The sequence below is a fragment of the Xanthomonas sp. 10-10 genome (genome assembly GCF_040182365.1).
Classification (GTDB): Bacteria; Pseudomonadota; Gammaproteobacteria; order Xanthomonadales; family Xanthomonadaceae; genus Xanthomonas; species Xanthomonas arboricola_F.
On sequence record NZ_CP144460.1, the window covers coordinates 1,374,950 to 1,391,502 of the forward strand.

The 16,553-nt window shown below is 66.2% G+C and carries 13 protein-coding genes; 5 read left to right on the plus strand and 8 right to left on the minus strand.

Annotated features, from left to right (window positions below; genetic code table 11):
- The first annotated feature begins 7 nt into the window (after positions 1–7).
- The 5 genes from purF (at position 8) to VZ068_RS05895 (ending at position 5,548) form a co-directional block, all read left to right on the plus strand.
- Positions 8–1,474: an amidophosphoribosyltransferase gene (gene purF / locus VZ068_RS05875; RefSeq protein ID WP_016902228.1), complete on the plus strand. Its 1,467-nt coding sequence runs from the start codon at positions 8–10 to the stop codon at positions 1,472–1,474.
- Between the two features lie 40 nt (positions 1,475–1,514).
- The gene (locus tag VZ068_RS05880; RefSeq protein ID WP_349657141.1) at positions 1,515–2,054 is read left to right on the plus strand and encodes a hypothetical protein; all 540 of its coding nucleotides are present in this window, start codon (positions 1,515–1,517) and stop codon (positions 2,052–2,054) included.
- Positions 2,055–2,056: 2 nt separating this feature from the next.
- Entirely contained in the window at positions 2,057–2,857 is an 801-nt protein-coding gene (locus VZ068_RS05885; protein WP_349657142.1) for a ferritin-like domain-containing protein, read from the plus strand.
- Positions 2,858–3,737: 880 nt separating this feature from the next.
- Complete coding sequence (locus VZ068_RS05890) at positions 3,738–4,991, plus strand: zinc-dependent metalloprotease (protein WP_259152850.1); 1,254 nt, start codon at positions 3,738–3,740, stop codon at positions 4,989–4,991.
- A 137-nt stretch (positions 4,992–5,128) separates the two neighbouring features.
- On the plus strand, positions 5,129–5,548 hold the full coding sequence (locus VZ068_RS05895) for a hypothetical protein (RefSeq protein WP_349657143.1): 420 nt from the start codon (positions 5,129–5,131) through the stop codon (positions 5,546–5,548).
- Positions 5,549–5,957: 409 nt separating this feature from the next.
- On the opposite strand, the gene lpxH is transcribed toward VZ068_RS05895, so the two are convergent.
- The 8 genes from lpxH to VZ068_RS05935 form a co-directional block, all read right to left on the minus strand.
- Complete coding sequence (lpxH, locus tag VZ068_RS05900; RefSeq protein ID WP_259152853.1) at positions 5,958–6,701, minus strand: UDP-2,3-diacylglucosamine diphosphatase; 744 nt, start codon at positions 6,699–6,701, stop codon at positions 5,958–5,960.
- A 193-nt stretch (positions 6,702–6,894) separates the two neighbouring features.
- Positions 6,895–7,437, minus strand: a complete 543-nt coding sequence (locus tag VZ068_RS05905) for a phosphatase PAP2 family protein (protein ID WP_349657144.1) — start codon at positions 7,435–7,437, stop codon at positions 6,895–6,897.
- Positions 7,418–8,554 carry a glycosyltransferase family 1 protein gene (locus VZ068_RS05910; protein ID WP_349657145.1) on the minus strand — a complete coding sequence of 379 codons (1,137 nt, stop codon included), beginning with the start codon at positions 8,552–8,554 and terminating at the stop codon, positions 7,418–7,420. Before VZ068_RS05910 ends, VZ068_RS05905 begins: the two co-directional genes overlap by 20 nt.
- A 209-nt stretch (positions 8,555–8,763) precedes the next feature.
- Positions 8,764–10,284 (minus strand): exopolyphosphatase, encoded by a 1,521-nt coding sequence (gene ppx / locus VZ068_RS05915; RefSeq protein ID WP_259153943.1) that lies wholly within the window; start codon positions 10,282–10,284, stop codon positions 8,764–8,766.
- A 63-nt stretch (positions 10,285–10,347) separates the two neighbouring features.
- Complete coding sequence (gene ppk1, locus VZ068_RS05920) at positions 10,348–12,450, minus strand: polyphosphate kinase 1 (protein ID WP_259153948.1); 2,103 nt, start codon at positions 12,448–12,450, stop codon at positions 10,348–10,350.
- Between the two features lie 112 nt (positions 12,451–12,562).
- On the minus strand, positions 12,563–13,891 hold the full coding sequence (gene phoR, locus VZ068_RS05925) for a phosphate regulon sensor histidine kinase PhoR (RefSeq protein ID WP_259152858.1): 1,329 nt from the start codon (positions 13,889–13,891) through the stop codon (positions 12,563–12,565).
- Between the two features lie 75 nt (positions 13,892–13,966).
- Entirely contained in the window at positions 13,967–14,656 is a 690-nt protein-coding gene (gene phoB / locus VZ068_RS05930) for a phosphate regulon transcriptional regulator PhoB (protein WP_002806631.1), read from the minus strand.
- Positions 14,657–14,831: 175 nt separating this feature from the next.
- Positions 14,832–16,478, minus strand: coding sequence for a M48 family metalloprotease (locus VZ068_RS05935; protein WP_259152869.1), 1,647 nt, complete (start codon positions 16,476–16,478; stop codon positions 14,832–14,834).
- Between the last annotated feature and the right edge of the window lie 75 nt (positions 16,479–16,553).

The following is a 16,553-nucleotide window of genomic DNA, read 5'->3' on the forward strand; positions in this document are numbered from 1 at the left end:
GCGCACCATGTGTGGCATCGTCGGTATTGTCGGCAACCAAAACGTCGCCGGGCAACTTTATGACGGCCTGACCGTCCTGCAGCATCGTGGGCAGGACGCCGCAGGCATCGCCACCGCAGACGGCACGCGGTTGCGCGTGCAAAAAGCCAATGGCCTGGTACGCGATGTCTTCGACGAGAAAAAGATGGCGGTGCTGGAAGGCCGCGTCGGCATCGCGCATTGCCGCTACCCGACCGCAGGCTCGGAAGGCATGGACGAGGCGCAGCCGTTCTACGTCAATTCGCCCTACGGCATCGCGCTGGCGCACAACGGCAACCTGATCAACACCGAGGCCTTGCGCCAGCAGGTGTTCGAAGCCGACCGCCGCAACATCAACACCGATTCGGACAGCGAAGTGCTGCTGAACGTGTTCGCCTACGAGCTGGATGCGCAGCGCATGCTCACCCCCGAGGCGGCGATCCGCGCGGTGGCCGGCGTGCACCGCCGTTGCAAGGGGGGCTATGCGGTGGTCAGCGTGGTGCTGGGCCTGGGTCTGGTGGCCTTCCGCGACCCGCACGGCATCCGTCCGCTGGTGCTGGGCAAGCGCGAGCACGCCGAAGGCACCGAATACATCGTCTCCTCCGAATCGGCCGCGCTGGACATCCTCGGCTACCAGCGCGTGCGCGACGTGCGTCCCGGCGAGGCGATGGTGATCACCGCGCGCGGCGAGCTGTTTTCGGAAGTCTGCGCGGCGCCGACCGTCAACGCGCCGTGCATCTTCGAGTACGTGTACTTCGCGCGCCCCGATTCGATGATCGACAATATTTCGGTGCACAAGGCGCGTATGCGCATGGGCCTGAAGCTGGGCGAGAAGATCCTGCGCCTGCGCCCGGATCACGATATCGACACCATCATTCCGATCCCGGACACCTCGCGCGACGTGGCGCTGGAAATGTCCAACGTGCTCGGGGTGAAATACCGCGAGGGTTTCGTCAAGAACCGTTACGTGGGCCGCACCTTCATCATGCCGGGGCAGGGCGAGCGGCAGAAGTCGGTGCGCCGCAAGCTCAACCCGATCCACCTGGAATTCCGCAACCGTGTGGTGCTGCTGGTGGACGATTCCATCGTACGCGGCACCACCAGCCGGCAGATCGTGCAGATGGCGCGCGATGCCGGTGCGCGCAAGGTGTACTTGGCCTCGGCCGCGCCGCCGGTGCGTTACCCCAATATCTACGGCATCGACATGCCGGCCGCCGAAGAGCTGATCGCGCATGGCCGCAGCGAGCTGGAAATCCAGGAATTCCTGGGCTGCGACTGGCTGATCTACCAGGACCTGGAAGATCTGGAAGTGGCGGTGCGCGAAGGCAATCCGGACATCCAGCAGTTCGATTCTTCCTGCTTCAACGGCGAGTACATCACCGGCATCGAACCGGGCTATTTCGAACGCATCCAGCAACTGCGCTCGGACGATGCCAAGAAGCGTCGCCGCGCCTGAATTGTCACGGCGCTGCGGCCACCTTGCCGTGGTCGCCGCCGTGGTAGCCCTGCTGCTGTCGGGCTGCGTCGTCGATGACGCTGCGCCAGTCCGCACCGTGGACGATGCACGCCTGCGCAACGGCCAGGTGCCTGTTGCGCTAAGCACCACCTTGGACATGCAATTGGACTGGCAGCAACAGGCCGCACTGGACCCCGCATTCGCCACGCCCGCAGGCGCGCAGCGGCTGGATCTTGCCGGCGCCACGCGCGTGGGCGAGGCGATTGTGGTGATGCGGCTGCGCGAGGCGGCAGCTGCAGGCGCACCGCCAGCGGGCCTGGCCGAATGGACGTACGCGGTGGATTGCCGCAGCGACCAGGCGCGCTTGCTCGGCGCCGGAGTCGGCATTGGTGCGGGTGAACCTGGCGCATTGCCATCAGCGGTGTCCGCGCCTGCACAGGCCGATCGTACGCGGCTGTTCGCGCTGGCCTGTGCCAAACGCACCGCTTGCCAGTTGCGGATCAAGGCAAACCCGTGCGAGCGGGTGCGTGCAGCATCGCTGGCAGCACTGGGCCGGCAACCGCTGCGGCAGGCCCGGTGAGCATGGATCTGTTCGATGCCGCACGCGCGTGCCTGGACGCTGCCGACCCGCTGCGAAAGGTCGCGTTGACGCAACAGTGCGCAGCCGCGTTTCGCGAGGGCCGGCTGCTGTTGGACGCGGCCGCTCCTGCACCTGGGCCGATCCGCATGCCGGGTCGGCCAGCCACGCCGGTGCTGGTGCACCCGCGCGAGCTGCCGCGGCGCGGGCTGGGCACGCCGGAAGGGCGCGCTGCCTTCATCCATGCGATTGCGCATATCGAACTCAATGCGATCGATCTGGCCTGGGACGCGGTGTATCGCTTTCGCGGCCTGCCTGATGGCTTCTACGCCGATTGGGTGGCGGTGGCCGACGACGAATCGCGTCACTTCATGCTGCTGCGCGCACGCCTGCAGGCACACGATCGCGACTACGGCGACTTTGCCGCGCACAACGGCTTGTGGGAAATGTGCGAGAAAACCGCGCATGACGGTCTGGCGCGCATGGCGTTGGTGCCGCGGGTGCTGGAAGCGCGCGGCCTGGATGTGACACCGGCGATGATCGTCAAACTGCGTTCGCTCGGCGATGCCGCCACGGCCGAGGTGCTGGAGACGATCCTGCGCGAGGAAGTGGCGCACGTGGCCGCCGGCTCGCGCTGGTACCGCTGGTATTGCGCACAGGCCGGTATCGAACCAAGGGCGCGCTTCAAGGCGTTGTTGCGCGAGTACGCCGGCGGTTATCTGCATGGCCCGTTCAATCTGCAGGCGCGGCTGCTTGCCGGTTTCGACGAAGACGAACTCGCCGATCTGGTGGAGCAGGCCGGCTGAGGGCGTGGTTCGTTGCCGCTGTCATGCAACGGTATACGCATGCGCTGTCGGGCACGGGGCGCAGAGTGATTTAGGTGCGCTTGACGCGATCGGCGCTTCGCAAGCGGCGCTGGTCGAGGCTGCAGTGCCCTCACCAATCGGCAGCTACGCAGCGCATCCATCCCTGCGGTCACCGCGTCCTGCAAGCGGTGGGATGCCACACCAAGGACTTGGTCGATTGTTCGATTGAAAACCAGGCACACCGACCATCACGACCGGTCCTTGCCCGCCCACCGTCGCGGGCCCTGATGCGGCGTGGATGCATAAGAGTCTGCATGGACGGATTCACCGCGCGTCCCGCGATGGAGGGCAGGTAAGGGCCCTGCAGCTAACGCACGGATCAAGCGCTTTGCAAGCGCTGAATGCAGCGCAGCTAAGCCTCCCAAGACGCCAAGAACCTTCTCGTCAGAGCGCCTGACAGAAAGCCGGAAACAACGCGCAGGTTGCTGCCGGCCGCGCCCCCCGGCTGGCATCCGACCTGTCCATCCGATACAGGCGCAGCCAATGACAGCGATGCCCGCCTGATCGACGCGCGTTGGTTGGCGCGCGGTTTTTCGGTCTGTCGGTAGACCTGCGGACTTGGTCTGACGTGCGCCGCTGCAACATCGGCGATGCAGCGCGACGCGCGCGTCTCGCCGCCACCCCTTTCGACCGGAACTGTGCGCTACGTCGTCGCGCATGCGGCCGGAATCGCATCCAGTCTTCGGCAAGCATCACAAAAACGTAATTTTCTTTTGTAACAACTTGCATTCGGTACATTCCGGCGCGCCCTAATGGCGTCCCGGGGACAGGGGCCCGGTGTTTCGCACCCATTGCTTCCATGTCTTAGGAGAGAGAGACGATGAAGTCGAAGTCGATGTGCACCACGGTCGGTCTGATCGCCATGTGCCTGGCCGGGTCGGCCGCTGCTGCCGGCAAGCCCCTGTACCAAACCGGCCCGGCGCTCAGCCGCAGCGCCGCGGCAACCGCCACCGCAGAACCCTCGCTGCAACGCCTGTTGAGCGCCCCGTCCACCACCAACGCACAGGTGGTGCAGCTCGATGCCGGCGCGGTGACCGCTGGCGAAAAACTGCTGGAATTGCAGCTGGATGGCCAGACCATCACCGCCACGCAGGCCAAGGTGGATGCGTTGGAGGGCGGCGACAGCGTGTGGTACGGCAACCTCGGCCCGCGCGCCGGTACCCGCGCGCGCACCTTGTCCGGCGTGGACCCGTTGAACTCGGCCATTCTGGTGCGCAGCGGCGAGACCGTCACCGGCACCATCCGCTACGCCGGCAAGCTGTATCGCCTGCGTCCGTTGGCTGATGGCCGCCATGTGCTGGTGCAGGTCGACGAGCAACGCATGCCGCAGGAACATCCGGCCGAATACAGCCTGCTGCCCAGGTTCGACATGCCCGGCGACGGGCGCGTGACCGCAGCGGCCGCCTCATCCGGCAGCCCGGCCACCATCCGCGTGCTGGTCGTGGCCACCAACAAGGCGGTAACCGCGTACGGCGGCAACATGCAGTCGCTGGTGCAGCTGGCGGTGGCCGAAGCCAACCAGGGCTACATCAACAGCAATGTCGGCATCACCCTGCAGTTGGCGCGCTACGAGACCACCAGCTACACCGAAACCGGCAACTTCACCACCGACCTGCAGCGCTTCCGCGTAACCAACGACGGTTACATGGACAGCATCCACACCAGCCGCAACACCTACACCGCAGACGTGGGCGTGATCGTGCTGGACAACAGCAGCTACTGCGGGCTGGCCTCGGGCATCGGCTCCACGGCCGCGAGCGCCTTCGCGTCGGTGTACTGGGACTGCGCGACCGGCTACTACAGCTTTGCGCATGAAATCGGCCATCTGCAAAGCGCCCGCCACGATGCCACCAACGACCCGAGCACCTCGCCGTACGCCTATGGTCACGGCTATCGCTACGGCAACAGCTGGCGCACCATCATGGCCTACGATTGCACCAGCGGCTGCCCGCGGCTGAATTACTGGTCCAACCCCAACATCAGCTACAACGGCGTGCCCATGGGCAATGCCAGCACCGCCGACAATCAGCGCGTGCTGGTCAACACCAAGGCCACCATCGCCGGCTTCCGCTGATCGGTGTGCGATTGCGATGGCCCGGCACCGAGCGGTGTCGGGCCATTGCGCGAGTGCGCTACACCCGGGCGCGATGATCGCGCAGACTAGACGCACCGCCGGCGCCTGCCGGCCACGTCCTGTCGAGCGGAGCACTCATGTCCACGTTCCCGCGTTATGCGCTGCTGTGCCTGGTCGCGCTGGCAGTTGCCGGATGCAAACAGCAACCTGCCGAGCCCGCCGCCACCCCACCCAAGCCCGCGGTTGCCGTGCCGGCGCCCGCCACCGAAAACGCTGCCCAGGCGCGCGCGCTGCAGTTGCTCGAAACACGGCTGCAAACCGACAAGGTCTACCCGGACAACTGCATCACCATCATGGCCGAACAGGACGATCCGCCAACCCCGGACGCGTTTGAGTTTGCCGTGCGCGAACGCCATGGCGACGGCTGCCCAGGCGACCCGCAGACCAGCCCGGTGCGCGATCGCTTCCGCGTCCAGGCAGATGGCACGCTGTTCTGGTACGACGTGGTCAATGCGGATTTTGTCGACTACGCCGAGCGTGCGCGCAGCGTTCAATGACACGCTGTAGCGACTTGGCCAGCCGGGACTGCGCGCAGGCGTCTGGTTGCCGGCGAGCGCTGCCACTGGGTATTGGCGCATCCGGACGCGATGTTGGTAGCGGCATCCGTTGCCGATGAAGGTTGCACTTTCGGGACTTTCAGCAGCGCGATTGATCGATGTATCCGATGCCGGACGGATTGGGTGCGGCACCCGAATCGAGAGTGCAACGCGCGCGCTGCGCCGTGTTGAGCGCACGGGCTGGACTGGACGAGGTGTTCGCTGTCTTCAGCGGCGCGCCGTCGTGCGTGCGAAGCAGTGGCCGCACCTGGCCTGCGATGCGAAGCGCGCCGCCACATTCGCGCAACCGGCGGCAACGGACTCACCGCAGCGCAATCCCCGCATGCGGGGGCGGCTGCGGCTGCCGGATCTAGAGCGGCAACTGCTCCAACGCAACGCCATCGGCATCCACCCGCAGCACCGAGCCTTGCTCGTACCAGTCGCCCAGCACGATGCGCGTGCAGGTGTTGCCACCGGCTTGCAGGGTATGGATTGCGGGGCGATGGGTATGGCCGTGGATCATGCGATCCAGGCCGTAACGCACGAAGGTCGCTTCCACCTCGGCCTGCGACACGTCGGTGACGGTTTCGAGCTGCGCCTGGTCGCCCTGCTTGAGTTCGGCGTAGCGGGCCTGACTTGCCGCACGCGCCTGCTGCGCGAAGGCCACGCGGGCGGCCAGCGGCTGTGCCAGAAACTGCGCCTGAAACACCGGGTCGCGGGTCTGCGCACGGAATGCCTGATAGGCGGTGTCGTCGGTGCACAGCAGGTCGCCGTGCAGCAGCAGCGTCGTATGGCCGTAGAGATCGATCACGGTGGGGTCGGGCAGAATGCGCAAGCCGGCGCGCTGCGCGTAGGCATCGCCCACCAGGAAGTCGCGGTTGCCCGGCATGAAGAAGACTGGGACGCCGGCATCGGCCACCGCATGCAATGCCACCGCGACCTCATCTGCAGCGGTGGACGGGGTGTCATCGCCGATCCAGGCTTCGAACAGGTCCCCAAGGATGTACAGCGCATCGCTCCCGGGCACCTGCGTGCGCAGGAAATCCAGAAACAGCGCGGTGATCGCCGGCCGGGCCGGATCCAGATGCAGGTCGGAAATGAACAGTGTCGTCATCGCGCCATTGTACGTCCGGACCGCCGGATGGCGAGGCGCGGTAGCTGCGATTGCGTGAGCGGGCAGGCAACGCATCGCAGCGGTATGCACCTGCGCAGGCACCCGGCCTGAGTCCCGGTCTGTCGCGCAATAACGATGAGGAAACAGGGCCAGGCACACGCGAGCTTGCGCGGCGCGGTGCTGCCGCAAACCTCTACCCGATCAGTGCCGGCAGCCCCCACAACGACAGACTCGCCAGCGCGACGCCGATCGCCGTGGCGGCCAGCACGTCGCTGGGGTAATGCAATCCAAGCACGACGCGCGATAGCGCCACGCATGCCGAAAATGGCACCAGCAGCGGGGCGAGCCACGGGTAGTAGGCCAGCGCCACGATGCTGAAGGACACCGCATGCAAGGTGTGGCCGGAGGGAAAACTGAACTCGTCCAGCGGCGCCACCCAGGCGCGGATGCGCACGTCGGCGGCGTAGGGACGCGGGCGGCGGGTCCAGCGCTTGAGTGCCTTGTACAGCGTCAAGGCGAGCACGCCGGTGGCGGCCATGTGCGCCGAGGCGCGAACGCCACCCATGCCGTCGAGCAGCACCAGCAGGCCCATCAGGCAGTACCAGAACACACCATCGCCCAGGCGGCTGATGGTGGCGAATGTGCGGCGCACCGTGTGTCGGCGGCACCAATGGTTGGCGCGTCGGCACCAGCGCGCTTCATGACCGCGCAAGACCTCAAGCCGCGTTGACGACATAACGCCCCCGTGCCGCAGTGATGCCCAGCAACAAGGCATCGAAGTCGGATACCACATTGTCCGGATGCAGTTTTTTCATCGCCTGCGCCGCCGCCGCACCCAAGCGTTGGCGTAGCGCGTCGTCCTGGGTGAGTGCGACGGCGGCCTGGATGAAAGCCGCGTCGGTGTCCACCGCCGCGCCGGTCTGGTCATTGCGCAGGTATTCGCGCGCGGCACCGTAGTCGAAGGCGACCGTCGCCACACCGCTGGCCATCGCTTCCAGGGTGACGTTGCCGAAGGTTTCGCTGCGGCTGGGGAACAGGAACAGGTCGCCGCTGGCGAAGTGGCGCGCCAGGGCCTCGCCGCGCTGGACGCCGCAGAAGATGAAGTCGGGATTGTCGTGTGCGATCTTTTCGCGCGCCGGGCCATCGCCGACCCACACAAAGCGCGCCTTCGGGCGGACCTGCTGCAGCCTGCGAAATGCCTGCACCGCCAAGGGCAGATTTTTTTCGTTGGCGATCCGTCCGACATAGATCGCTGCGAAGCCTTCGCCTTCGATACCCCATTCGGCGCGCAAGGCATGATCGCGGCGGCCAGGATCGAACTGCTGGCTGTCCACAGCGCGCGCCAGCAATTGCACACGCTCGAACCCGTCCTCGCGCAGCAACTGTTGCAGTTCGCGCGTCGGCACCAGGGTGGCGTCGGCCTGATTATGAAAGCGCCGCATCCAGCGCAGCGCGGTGCCCTGCAGCCAGGCGGCGCCGTAGTCCGGCAGGTATTCGTCGAAACGCGTGTGGAAGCCGGAGGCGACCGGAATGCCCAGCCGGCGTGCCGCACGCATCGCCGACCAGCCCAACGGGCCTTCCGTGGCCACGTAGATCGCATCCGGTTGCGTCGTTCGCCAATGACGGATCAGCCGCTGGGTCGCCGGCAACCCGAATTTCAGCCCCGGGTAGCGCGGCAGCGACGCGCCACGCACCAGCAATGCATCGGATGGGGCGGTGTCGCAGCCCTGGCGTGGACGCACCACATCCACCTGATGCCCACGCGCGCGCAGGCCGGTTTCCAGGCCGTGGACCGTCAGCGCAACACCGTTGACCTCGGGGGGATAGGTTTCGGTAACGATCGCGTAGCGCATGCCCGTTCTCCGGTTTTCGCTAGCTTCCGGCAGGGCGATGGCATCGATGTTGCGCCCATAAGTCGCGGCGGTGACAAGTGCGACGGGATTAGGAATTCGGGATTGGAGATTCGCAAAAGCGGCCTTCGCGCATCTGGGCGAACACGCAATACATCACGTGCCGCGGTCAACGAATCCCGAATCCCAAATCCCGCCTGAGGCCGCAGGCCTCAGGCCACAAACGGTTTGAACGCGATGCCCAGGCCGGCCATGCTTTCGACTTCGCCGATCAGGTCGGCGCGCAGTAGCGGGCGCGAATCGATCCAGCTTTGCGACAGGATCAACGACAGCCGCGTGTCGTCGGCGGTGAGTTCCAGTGTCGGGATCGGGTCCGATTCGTGCGCACGGTGCAGCAGCACTGCCAGCCGCAGCAGCGCGGCCTTGCGGCGGGTGGGCAGCAGCAACCGGTCCGGCAGCGCATCGAAGGCGGTCTTGGGGACGTTGCGCCGGTGCGTGCGTACCAGCGCTGCCAGGACCTGCTGTTCCTGGCGCGAAAAACCGGCGATATCCGAATGTTCCAGGATGTAGCTGCCATGCACGTGATACTGGCTGTGCGCGATGATCAGCCCCAACTCGTGCAGGCGTGCGGCACGCCGCAGTACCTGCGCATCGTCGCCATCCAGATGCCAGGATTCGCAGACCTGATCGAACAGGCGGCAGGCCGTGGCTTCCACGCGCTGCGCCTGCACCTCATCGATGCCGTAGCGCTGCACCAGCGAGGCCACCGAGCTGTCGCGCGGGTCGTTTTGGCCGCCGCGGCCGAGCATGTCGTACAGGATGCCTTCGCGCATCGCGGCCTTGCTGACCATCAGCTTCTCCAGCCCCAGCGCCTGGAAGGCCGCTTCGAGCACCAGGATTCCACCGGCGATGATCGGCCGCCGCTCGGCCGCCAGGCCGGGCAGCTGGATGTCTTCGATGCGCTTGGCCTTGAGCAGCTCATCGCGCAGCGCCGGCAGCGCCTGCGCGGTGATCGCCCCCTTGGTGAGCTTCATCGCCGCGCAGATTTCGCCGATCGCCTTATGCGTGCCGGACGAACCGATCGCTTCATGCCAGCCCAGCGCCTTGTATTGGCCGGCGAACTGCTGGAATTCGGCGCCGATCTCGGTCAGTGCATCCTTCCATTTTTTCTTCGACAACTTGCCGCCCGGGAAAAATCGCCGCGTGCTGGCAATGCAACCGGCCTGCAGGCTTTCGCGTTCCAGGGTCTGGAAGCCCTGGCCGATGATGAATTCGGTCGAGCCACCGCCGATGTCGATCACCAGCCGGCGTTGATCGGGCTTGGGCGGTTGCGCATGGGTCACACCCAGATAGATCAGCCGCGCTTCCTCGCGCCCGCTGACCACTTCGATCGCATGCCCCAGTGCAGTTTCCGCCGGCATCAAGAAAGCTTGCGGCGAGCGCAGCTGACGCACTGTATTGGTCGCCAGTGCTCGCACGCGCAGCGAGGGAACTTCACGGATGCGTTGGCCGAAGCGTGCCAGGCATTCGAGCGCACGCTGGCGCGCTTCGTTGGACAGACCGCCCTTGCCATCCAGGCCGTCGGCCATGCGCACGGTTTCGCGCAGGCGATCGACGACGCGCAACTGACCCATCAGGTAGCGCGCAATGACCATGTGGAAACTGTTGGACCCTAAGTCGATGGCGGCAAGAAAATCGCCATCGCGCAGGGGCGGAATCGTAGGGGAGGGCATTGGCATGGCCGCATGGTAGCCGATGGGCGGTTGGCCACGTGAGAGCCCACGGCCCTCGCGTTCTCAGATCCGATCGAGCAAGGTCATCTGCGCCGAATGGGCCGGCTCGCCAGGGCCGGGGGTGCGCTTGTGGTACACGCCTTCGGCATCCAGTTCCCAGGCACTGACGTTGTCGTCCAGGTAGTTCTGCAGCACTTCGCGATAGACGCGCCTGGCCAGATCCGGTTCCAGGATCGGGAAGCAGGTTTCCACGCGGCGCAACAGATTGCGTTCCAGCCAATCGGCGCTGGCGCAGTACAACTCGGCCGCGCCGTCGTTGCCGAACCAGTACACGCGGCTATGTTCCAGGAATCGCCCCACGATCGAGCGTACGCGGATATTGTCGGACACGCCGGGCACCCCGGGCCGCAGCGTGCAGGCGCCGCGCACGATCAGGTCGATCTGCACACCGGCTTGCGAAGCGGTGTACAGCGCACGCACGACTTGCGGCTCGTTGAGGGCATTCATCTTGGCGATGATGCGGCCCGGGCGGCCGTTGCGGGCCAGCCGCGTTTCGCGCTCGATCCGCTTCAACACGCCGGCGTGCAGGGTGAACGGCGATTGCAGCAACTGCTCCAGCTTCATGCGCGGGGCCAGCCCGGACAATTGCTGGAACAGCATGTGCACATCGTTGCCGATTTCCACATCCGCCGTGATCAGGCTGATGTCGGTATACAGCCGCGCGGTGCCGCTGTGGTAGTTGCCGGTGCCCAGGTGCACATAGCGTTTGAGCTTGCGCCCCTCGCGCCGCACGATCAGCAGCATCTTGGCGTGCGTCTTGAAGCCGACCACGCCATAGACCACCTGCACGCCGGCTTCCTGCAGCTTGTCGGCCAGGCCCAGGTTGGCCTCTTCGTCGAAGCGCGCGCGCAGCTCCACCACCACGGTGACGTCCTTGCCGTTGCGCGCGGCAAGGATCAGCGCATCGACGATCAGCGAATCCTTGCCGGTGCGGTACAGCGTCTGCTTGATCGCCAGCACGTTCGGGTCGACAGCCGCCTGGCGGATGACGTCCAGCACCGCGGTGAACGCATCGAAGGGGTGGTGCAGCAGCACATCGCCCTTGCTGACGATCTGGAAGATGCCCTCGCTGTCGCGCAGGGTGCGCGGGTTGAACGAGGGGTACTTGAGCTCCGGGCGCTGCACCAGATCGTAGACCTGGGTGACGCGGCTCAGATTGACCGGCCCGACGATGCGATACACCGCGTTCTCGTTCAAGCCGAAGTTCTGCAGCAGGGTGCGCATGATCGGCGCCGGGCAATCGTGCGCGATCTCCAGCCGCACCGCCGGCCGGTAGCCGCGCGTGACCAGTTCGTCGCGCAATGCCAGTGCCAGGTTTTCGACTTCCTCTTCGTCCACCACCAGCTCGGAATTGCGGGTGACGCGGAACTGGTAGGAGCCTTTGACCTGCATGCCCGGGAACAATTCGTCCACGAACTCCGACAGCACCGAGGACAGGAACACGAAGCTTTGCGCGCCCTCCGGCGACAGGCTGGCCGGCAACTGGATGATGCGCGGCAACGAGCGCGGCGCACGCACGATGGCCAGATGGCCGGCGCGCCCGAACGCGTCCTGACCTTCCAGCACCACCACGATGTTCAGGGTCTTATTGAGGATCTTCGGAAACGGGTGCGCCGGGTCCAGGCCCAGCGGCGACAGCACCGGCATGATCTCGTTGCGGAAGTAGGCGCGCAGCCAGCGCTTCTGGCGCGAGGTCCAGGTCGCGCGGCCAAGCACGGCAACGCCGGCCTCTTCCATCGCCGGGCGCAGCACGTCATTCCACGCGTGGTACTGCTGCTCGACCAGCTTGGCCGCGCGGTCATGCACGGCGTTGAGGATGGCCGTGGGGCTCAGGCCGTCCGGTGCCGGCGGCAGGCCGAACTCCTGTGCGTGCCGCACGGTGGCGGCGCGAATTTCGAAGAACTCGTCCAGGTTGGTGCACGAGATGCACAGGAACCGCAGCCGTTCCAGCAGCGGCACCTGTTCGTCCAGCGCCTGCGCCAGCACCCGGAAATTGAAGTCCAGTTGCGACAGTTCCCGGTTGATGTACAGCGCCGGATCCCGCAAGGGATCGGTGGCGATGTCCTCGGAAGGTGTGACGTCGTGCAGTTGTTTGGCGTGGCCCATGGAGTCGGTCATCAAGACGGATTGGTGTGCGGTGTTGCCGCGTGCGCGCCGCGGTGCAACGCACGTTGCGCAGGTACCTGCGCAACGTGCGTCGACGCGCACTGCCTACATATCACGCCAAGCGTGACAGTGGCAGGGACTGTTCGCGCTGCACGACGCGTGCGGCCACAAAATGACACGAGAATTCGCTGCCGCGTCCCACTTCGCTTTCGATCTCCAGCCGTGCCTGGTGCAGGCCCAGGATATGCTTGACGATCGACAGCCCCAGCCCGGTGCCGCCGCTCTCGCGCGAGCGGCTGCTGGACACGCGGTAGAAGCGCTCGGTAATGCGCGGCAGATGCGAGGCGGGAATGCCGTAGCCGGTGTCGCGGACCGCCAGCGCCGCGCCGTCGCCCTCGCGCAGGAAGCGGATCGTCACCGTGCCGCCCCCGGGCGTATAGCGCACCGCATTGGTCACCAGGTTGGAAAACGCGCTGTGCAATTCCTTGTTGGAACCGAGCAGATCCACGCCGGCTTCATCGATCACTTCCACCGTGTGGCGGCCCTGGCTGTGCGCCTCGGCCTCGCGGCGCAAGGTCGAAAGCATCGGCGCCATCGCCACGTTTTCTTCGCCGAGCTCTTCCTGCGATTCCAGCCGCGACAGGGTCAGCAGGTCCTCGACCAGCTGCGCCATGCGCTGCGACTGCTTGCGCATCTCCGCCAGCATCGGGCCAGAGTCCGGAAAGTCCTCCGGGTCGAGCATGTCCAGGTATCCATGCACCACCGTCAACGGCGTGCGCAGCTCGTGCGACACGTTGGCCACGAAATCGCGACGCACCTGTTCCAGGCGCAACAGCTTGCTGACATCGCGCGCCACCAGCAGCCAGTAGTCGTCGGAGTAGGGGATCAGGCGCAGATTCAGGCGCAGGTCCGGGTCCACCGGCGAGGCCGCATCCAGCATCGGCTCGGCATTGCGACCGGCCGCCAGCCAGTGGGCAAGCGGCAATGGCTGCAGGCGTTCCACCACCGACACGCCCATATCGCCAGGATGATGCAGCCCGAGCAGGCCGCCGGCCGCCTTGTTGAACCACTGCACGCGCTGGCTGTTGCGGTCCACCACCACCACCGCATCCGGTAGCGCCTGCGCCGCGGCGCGATAGGTGCGCAACATGTCGATCAAGCGCCGCTTGCGTCCGCGCATTTCGGCCTGGCTGCGATACAGCAGCCGATCCAGTTCGTTCCAGGCGCCGACACCGGCGGCAGGCTCGGCACGCTGGCGCGCGGTGAGCCGGCGCAGCACTTGCCGCAGCCGCCAGTAATGCCAGCTCAGCACCCCCAGCGCGGTGAGCGTCAGCGCCATCCACACATGCCCGATCAGCACGCCCACCACGACGGCAGCGCCCAACAACAGCGCAAGGGTGCCGAGCGTCTTGAGCCAGGCGGAACGGATATGTTGAGGCATGGAAGGCGTTACCACGAAGCGTCAGGTAGGCAGGCGACCCGGCCGATCGGCGGCCGGGTCGCGGTGCGGCATGTACTAGGTTGCCGACGAAAAACGATAGCCCGAGCCGCGCACGGTCTGCACCATGTTTTCCAGGCCGAACGGTTCCAGCGTCTTGCGCAGGCGGCGGATGTGCACGTCGATGGTGCGCTCTTCCACGTACACGCTGCCGCCCCAGACATGGTCCAGCAGTTGGGTGCGCGTGTACACGCGCTCGGGATGGGTCATGAAGAAGTGCAGCAGCCGGTATTCGGTCGGGCCGATCGGCACCGGCGCATCGCCGGCAAACACCCGGTGCGCGGCGCCATCGATGCGCAGGCGGCCCACGGCCACGCTGCCGTCCTCGTCGTCCTCGCGGGTGCGGCGCATCACCGCCCGGATACGCGCCAGCAGCTCGCGTGCCGAGAAGGGCTTGACCACGTAGTCGTCCACGCCCGCTTCCAGCCCGCCGACACGGTCGTTCTCTTCGCCACGCGCGGTGAGCATGATGATCGGGATCTCCCGGGTCAGCTGTTCCTTGCGCCAGCGCCGTGCCAGATCCAGCCCGCTGGTGCCCGGCAGCATCCAGTCCAGCAGGATCAGGTCGGGCACGCGGTCGGCGATGGCGGTCTGCGCCTCGCGCGCGTCGCCAGCATGGATGGGTTCGAACTCGCCTTTGCGCAGCGCGAACGCCACCATGTCGCGGATCGCGGGTTCGTCATCGACGATCAGAATGCGTTTCTGCACGCGGGGCTTACCGTCTGGCTTTGGTGATCGCCAGTAGACTACGGTTTTGTGACTTTAATGTGACATGGCGGGCGTTGCCTCCTGCCAAGCTGTCATTCTGTGAAGCGGACTGAACCACTGCGGCGCAGTGAAGCCAGGTGCAGCATGCCGCGCGATGCGTATTCGCGCACCGATGTCACTGCGTGGACAGATCCGGGTCACGGATACCTTGACGACGCAGTTCCAGTACGGTCGGCGTGATTGCGGCAATCCGCGCATCCACACGCGCCCGTGTCACATAGTCCAGGTCCTTCTTTTTCAGCGCCTCCAACTGGATCAGGGCCTGCTCCGGGCGCCCGTTCAGGGACGCCGATTCGGCATAGGCCTCGCTGGCCCGCAGATGATCGCCGGCGAGCTCGCAGGCGCGGGCGTAGGTCTGTTGCAGCAACGGATCCTCGCCGCTGCGGTAGAGCAGGGGCTCCAGCACCTGACGCGCGCGCTGACCGGATTCCTTGCTGGCTTGTTCGTTGAGCGCGCCGGCATAGGTCAGCGCCACCGCACGGTTGTTCGGCAGCCGCTTGAGCAGCGCATCGAAGCGGGCGTTGGCTGCCTCGCGCTGGCCCACGCGTGCCTGCGCCTCGCTCAGGCCCAGCGCCAGCCACAGGTTGTCCGGATGCGCTTCCAGCAGGCCGGCCAGCTCGGCCACCGGTTCGCTCGGCCGGCTCCCGCTGTTGCGCAGTTGCGCCAGCGCCAGCCCGTAACGCTGTGCATCGGTCAGGCCCTGCTTGGCGCTACGGCGCAGGTTTTCGTATTCGCGAATGGCCGCATCGGGCGTGCTCGCACTGAGCACGCGCAGGCGCTCCTTGGCCCAGTCGAAACCCTGTTGGTCGCCGCCACGGCTCAGCGCATCCACCGGCAATCGCAGCGCATACGGCAGCAGCGCGTTACCGTTGCGGCTCAACGGCTCCGACAACGATGGATCGGCCGGGTCCACGCGCTCCTGGCGCGTTCCGCCCGGCACCGAGGTGGTCAGCACCACGGTGTTCTTCTTCATCTGCTCGGCGCGCGCCTTGGCCTCGCTGATGCGGGTGGTGGTCACCGGGTGGGTCTGCAGGAAGTCCGGTGCGCTGTAGCCGCCCTCGTTGGCGCGCATCGCAACCGACATGCGCTCGAAGAAGCCGGCCATCGCGTCCACGTCGTAGCCGCTGCGGACCAGCGTGCGGATGCCCAGCCGGTCGGCCTCCGATTCGTTGGAGCGGGTGTAGTCGATCTGGCGTTGCTGCATCAGCCCCATCGCACTGGTGATGGTCGCCATGGTGGCATCGCCCTTGGAATTGCCACCGGCCTGCTGCGCCGCCACCACTGCCGCCAGCATGCCGAGCAGGATCGGGATCTGGTCGCGCTGGGCGCGTTCCACCCCGCGCAGCACGTGCTGCTGGGTGACGTGGGCGATTTCGTGCGACAGCACCGCGGCCACTTCGTCCTCGCGCTCGGCGGTCAGCACCAGCCCGGCATTGACCGCGATATAGCCGCCCAGCGTGGCGAACGCATTGATCTGGCGGTCGCGCAGCATGAAGAAGGTAAAGGGCTGCTGCGGCTGGTCGCTGTTGGCGCCGAGCCGGGTACCCATGGTCTGCAGCCAGTCGCCGATCAGCGGGTCGTCCAGCACGTAGTCGTAGTTGCGCAACTCGGCCAACATCATCTTGCCGTACTCGGCCTGACGGGCCGGAGTCAGCAGCTCGCCAGCCGACGAGCCGATATCGGGCAGGCGACTTTCCTGCGCAGGTGCCACGCCCATGGCGAGGGCCAGGGTGAGGGCGGTAGCGAGCGGAAGCAGGCGCAAGTGGAACTCCCAGGTGGTGCGCGGAGCATGCGCGCAGCGCAGCGCAGCGGCGTGAATCGGCAATTAATCCACAGT

Bases quoted from the DNA above. Each gene is read 5' to 3' on its own strand.
- VZ068_RS05895 (WP_349657143.1), top strand. From the start codon at position 5,129: ATGTCCACGTTCCCGCGTTATGCGCTGCTGTGCCTGGTCGCGCTGGCA.
- VZ068_RS05905 (WP_349657144.1), bottom strand. From the start codon at position 7,437: ATGTCGTCAACGCGGCTTGAGGTCTTGCGCGGTCATGAAGCGCGCTGG.
- VZ068_RS05910 (WP_349657145.1), bottom strand. From the start codon at position 8,554: ATGCGCTACGCGATCGTTACCGAAACCTATCCCCCCGAGGTCAACGGT.
- purF (WP_016902228.1), top strand. From the start codon at position 8: ATGTGTGGCATCGTCGGTATTGTCGGCAACCAAAACGTCGCCGGGCAA.
- phoR (WP_259152858.1), bottom strand. From the start codon at position 13,891: ATGCCTCAACATATCCGTTCCGCCTGGCTCAAGACGCTCGGCACCCTT.
- ppx (WP_259153943.1), bottom strand. From the start codon at position 10,284: ATGCCCTCCCCTACGATTCCGCCCCTGCGCGATGGCGATTTTCTTGCC.
- lpxH (WP_259152853.1), bottom strand. From the start codon at position 6,701: ATGACGACACTGTTCATTTCCGACCTGCATCTGGATCCGGCCCGGCCG.
- VZ068_RS05890 (WP_259152850.1), top strand. From the start codon at position 3,738: ATGAAGTCGAAGTCGATGTGCACCACGGTCGGTCTGATCGCCATGTGC.
- VZ068_RS05885 (WP_349657142.1), top strand. From the start codon at position 2,057: ATGGATCTGTTCGATGCCGCACGCGCGTGCCTGGACGCTGCCGACCCG.
- ppk1 (WP_259153948.1), bottom strand. From the start codon at position 12,450: ATGGGCCACGCCAAACAACTGCACGACGTCACACCTTCCGAGGACATC.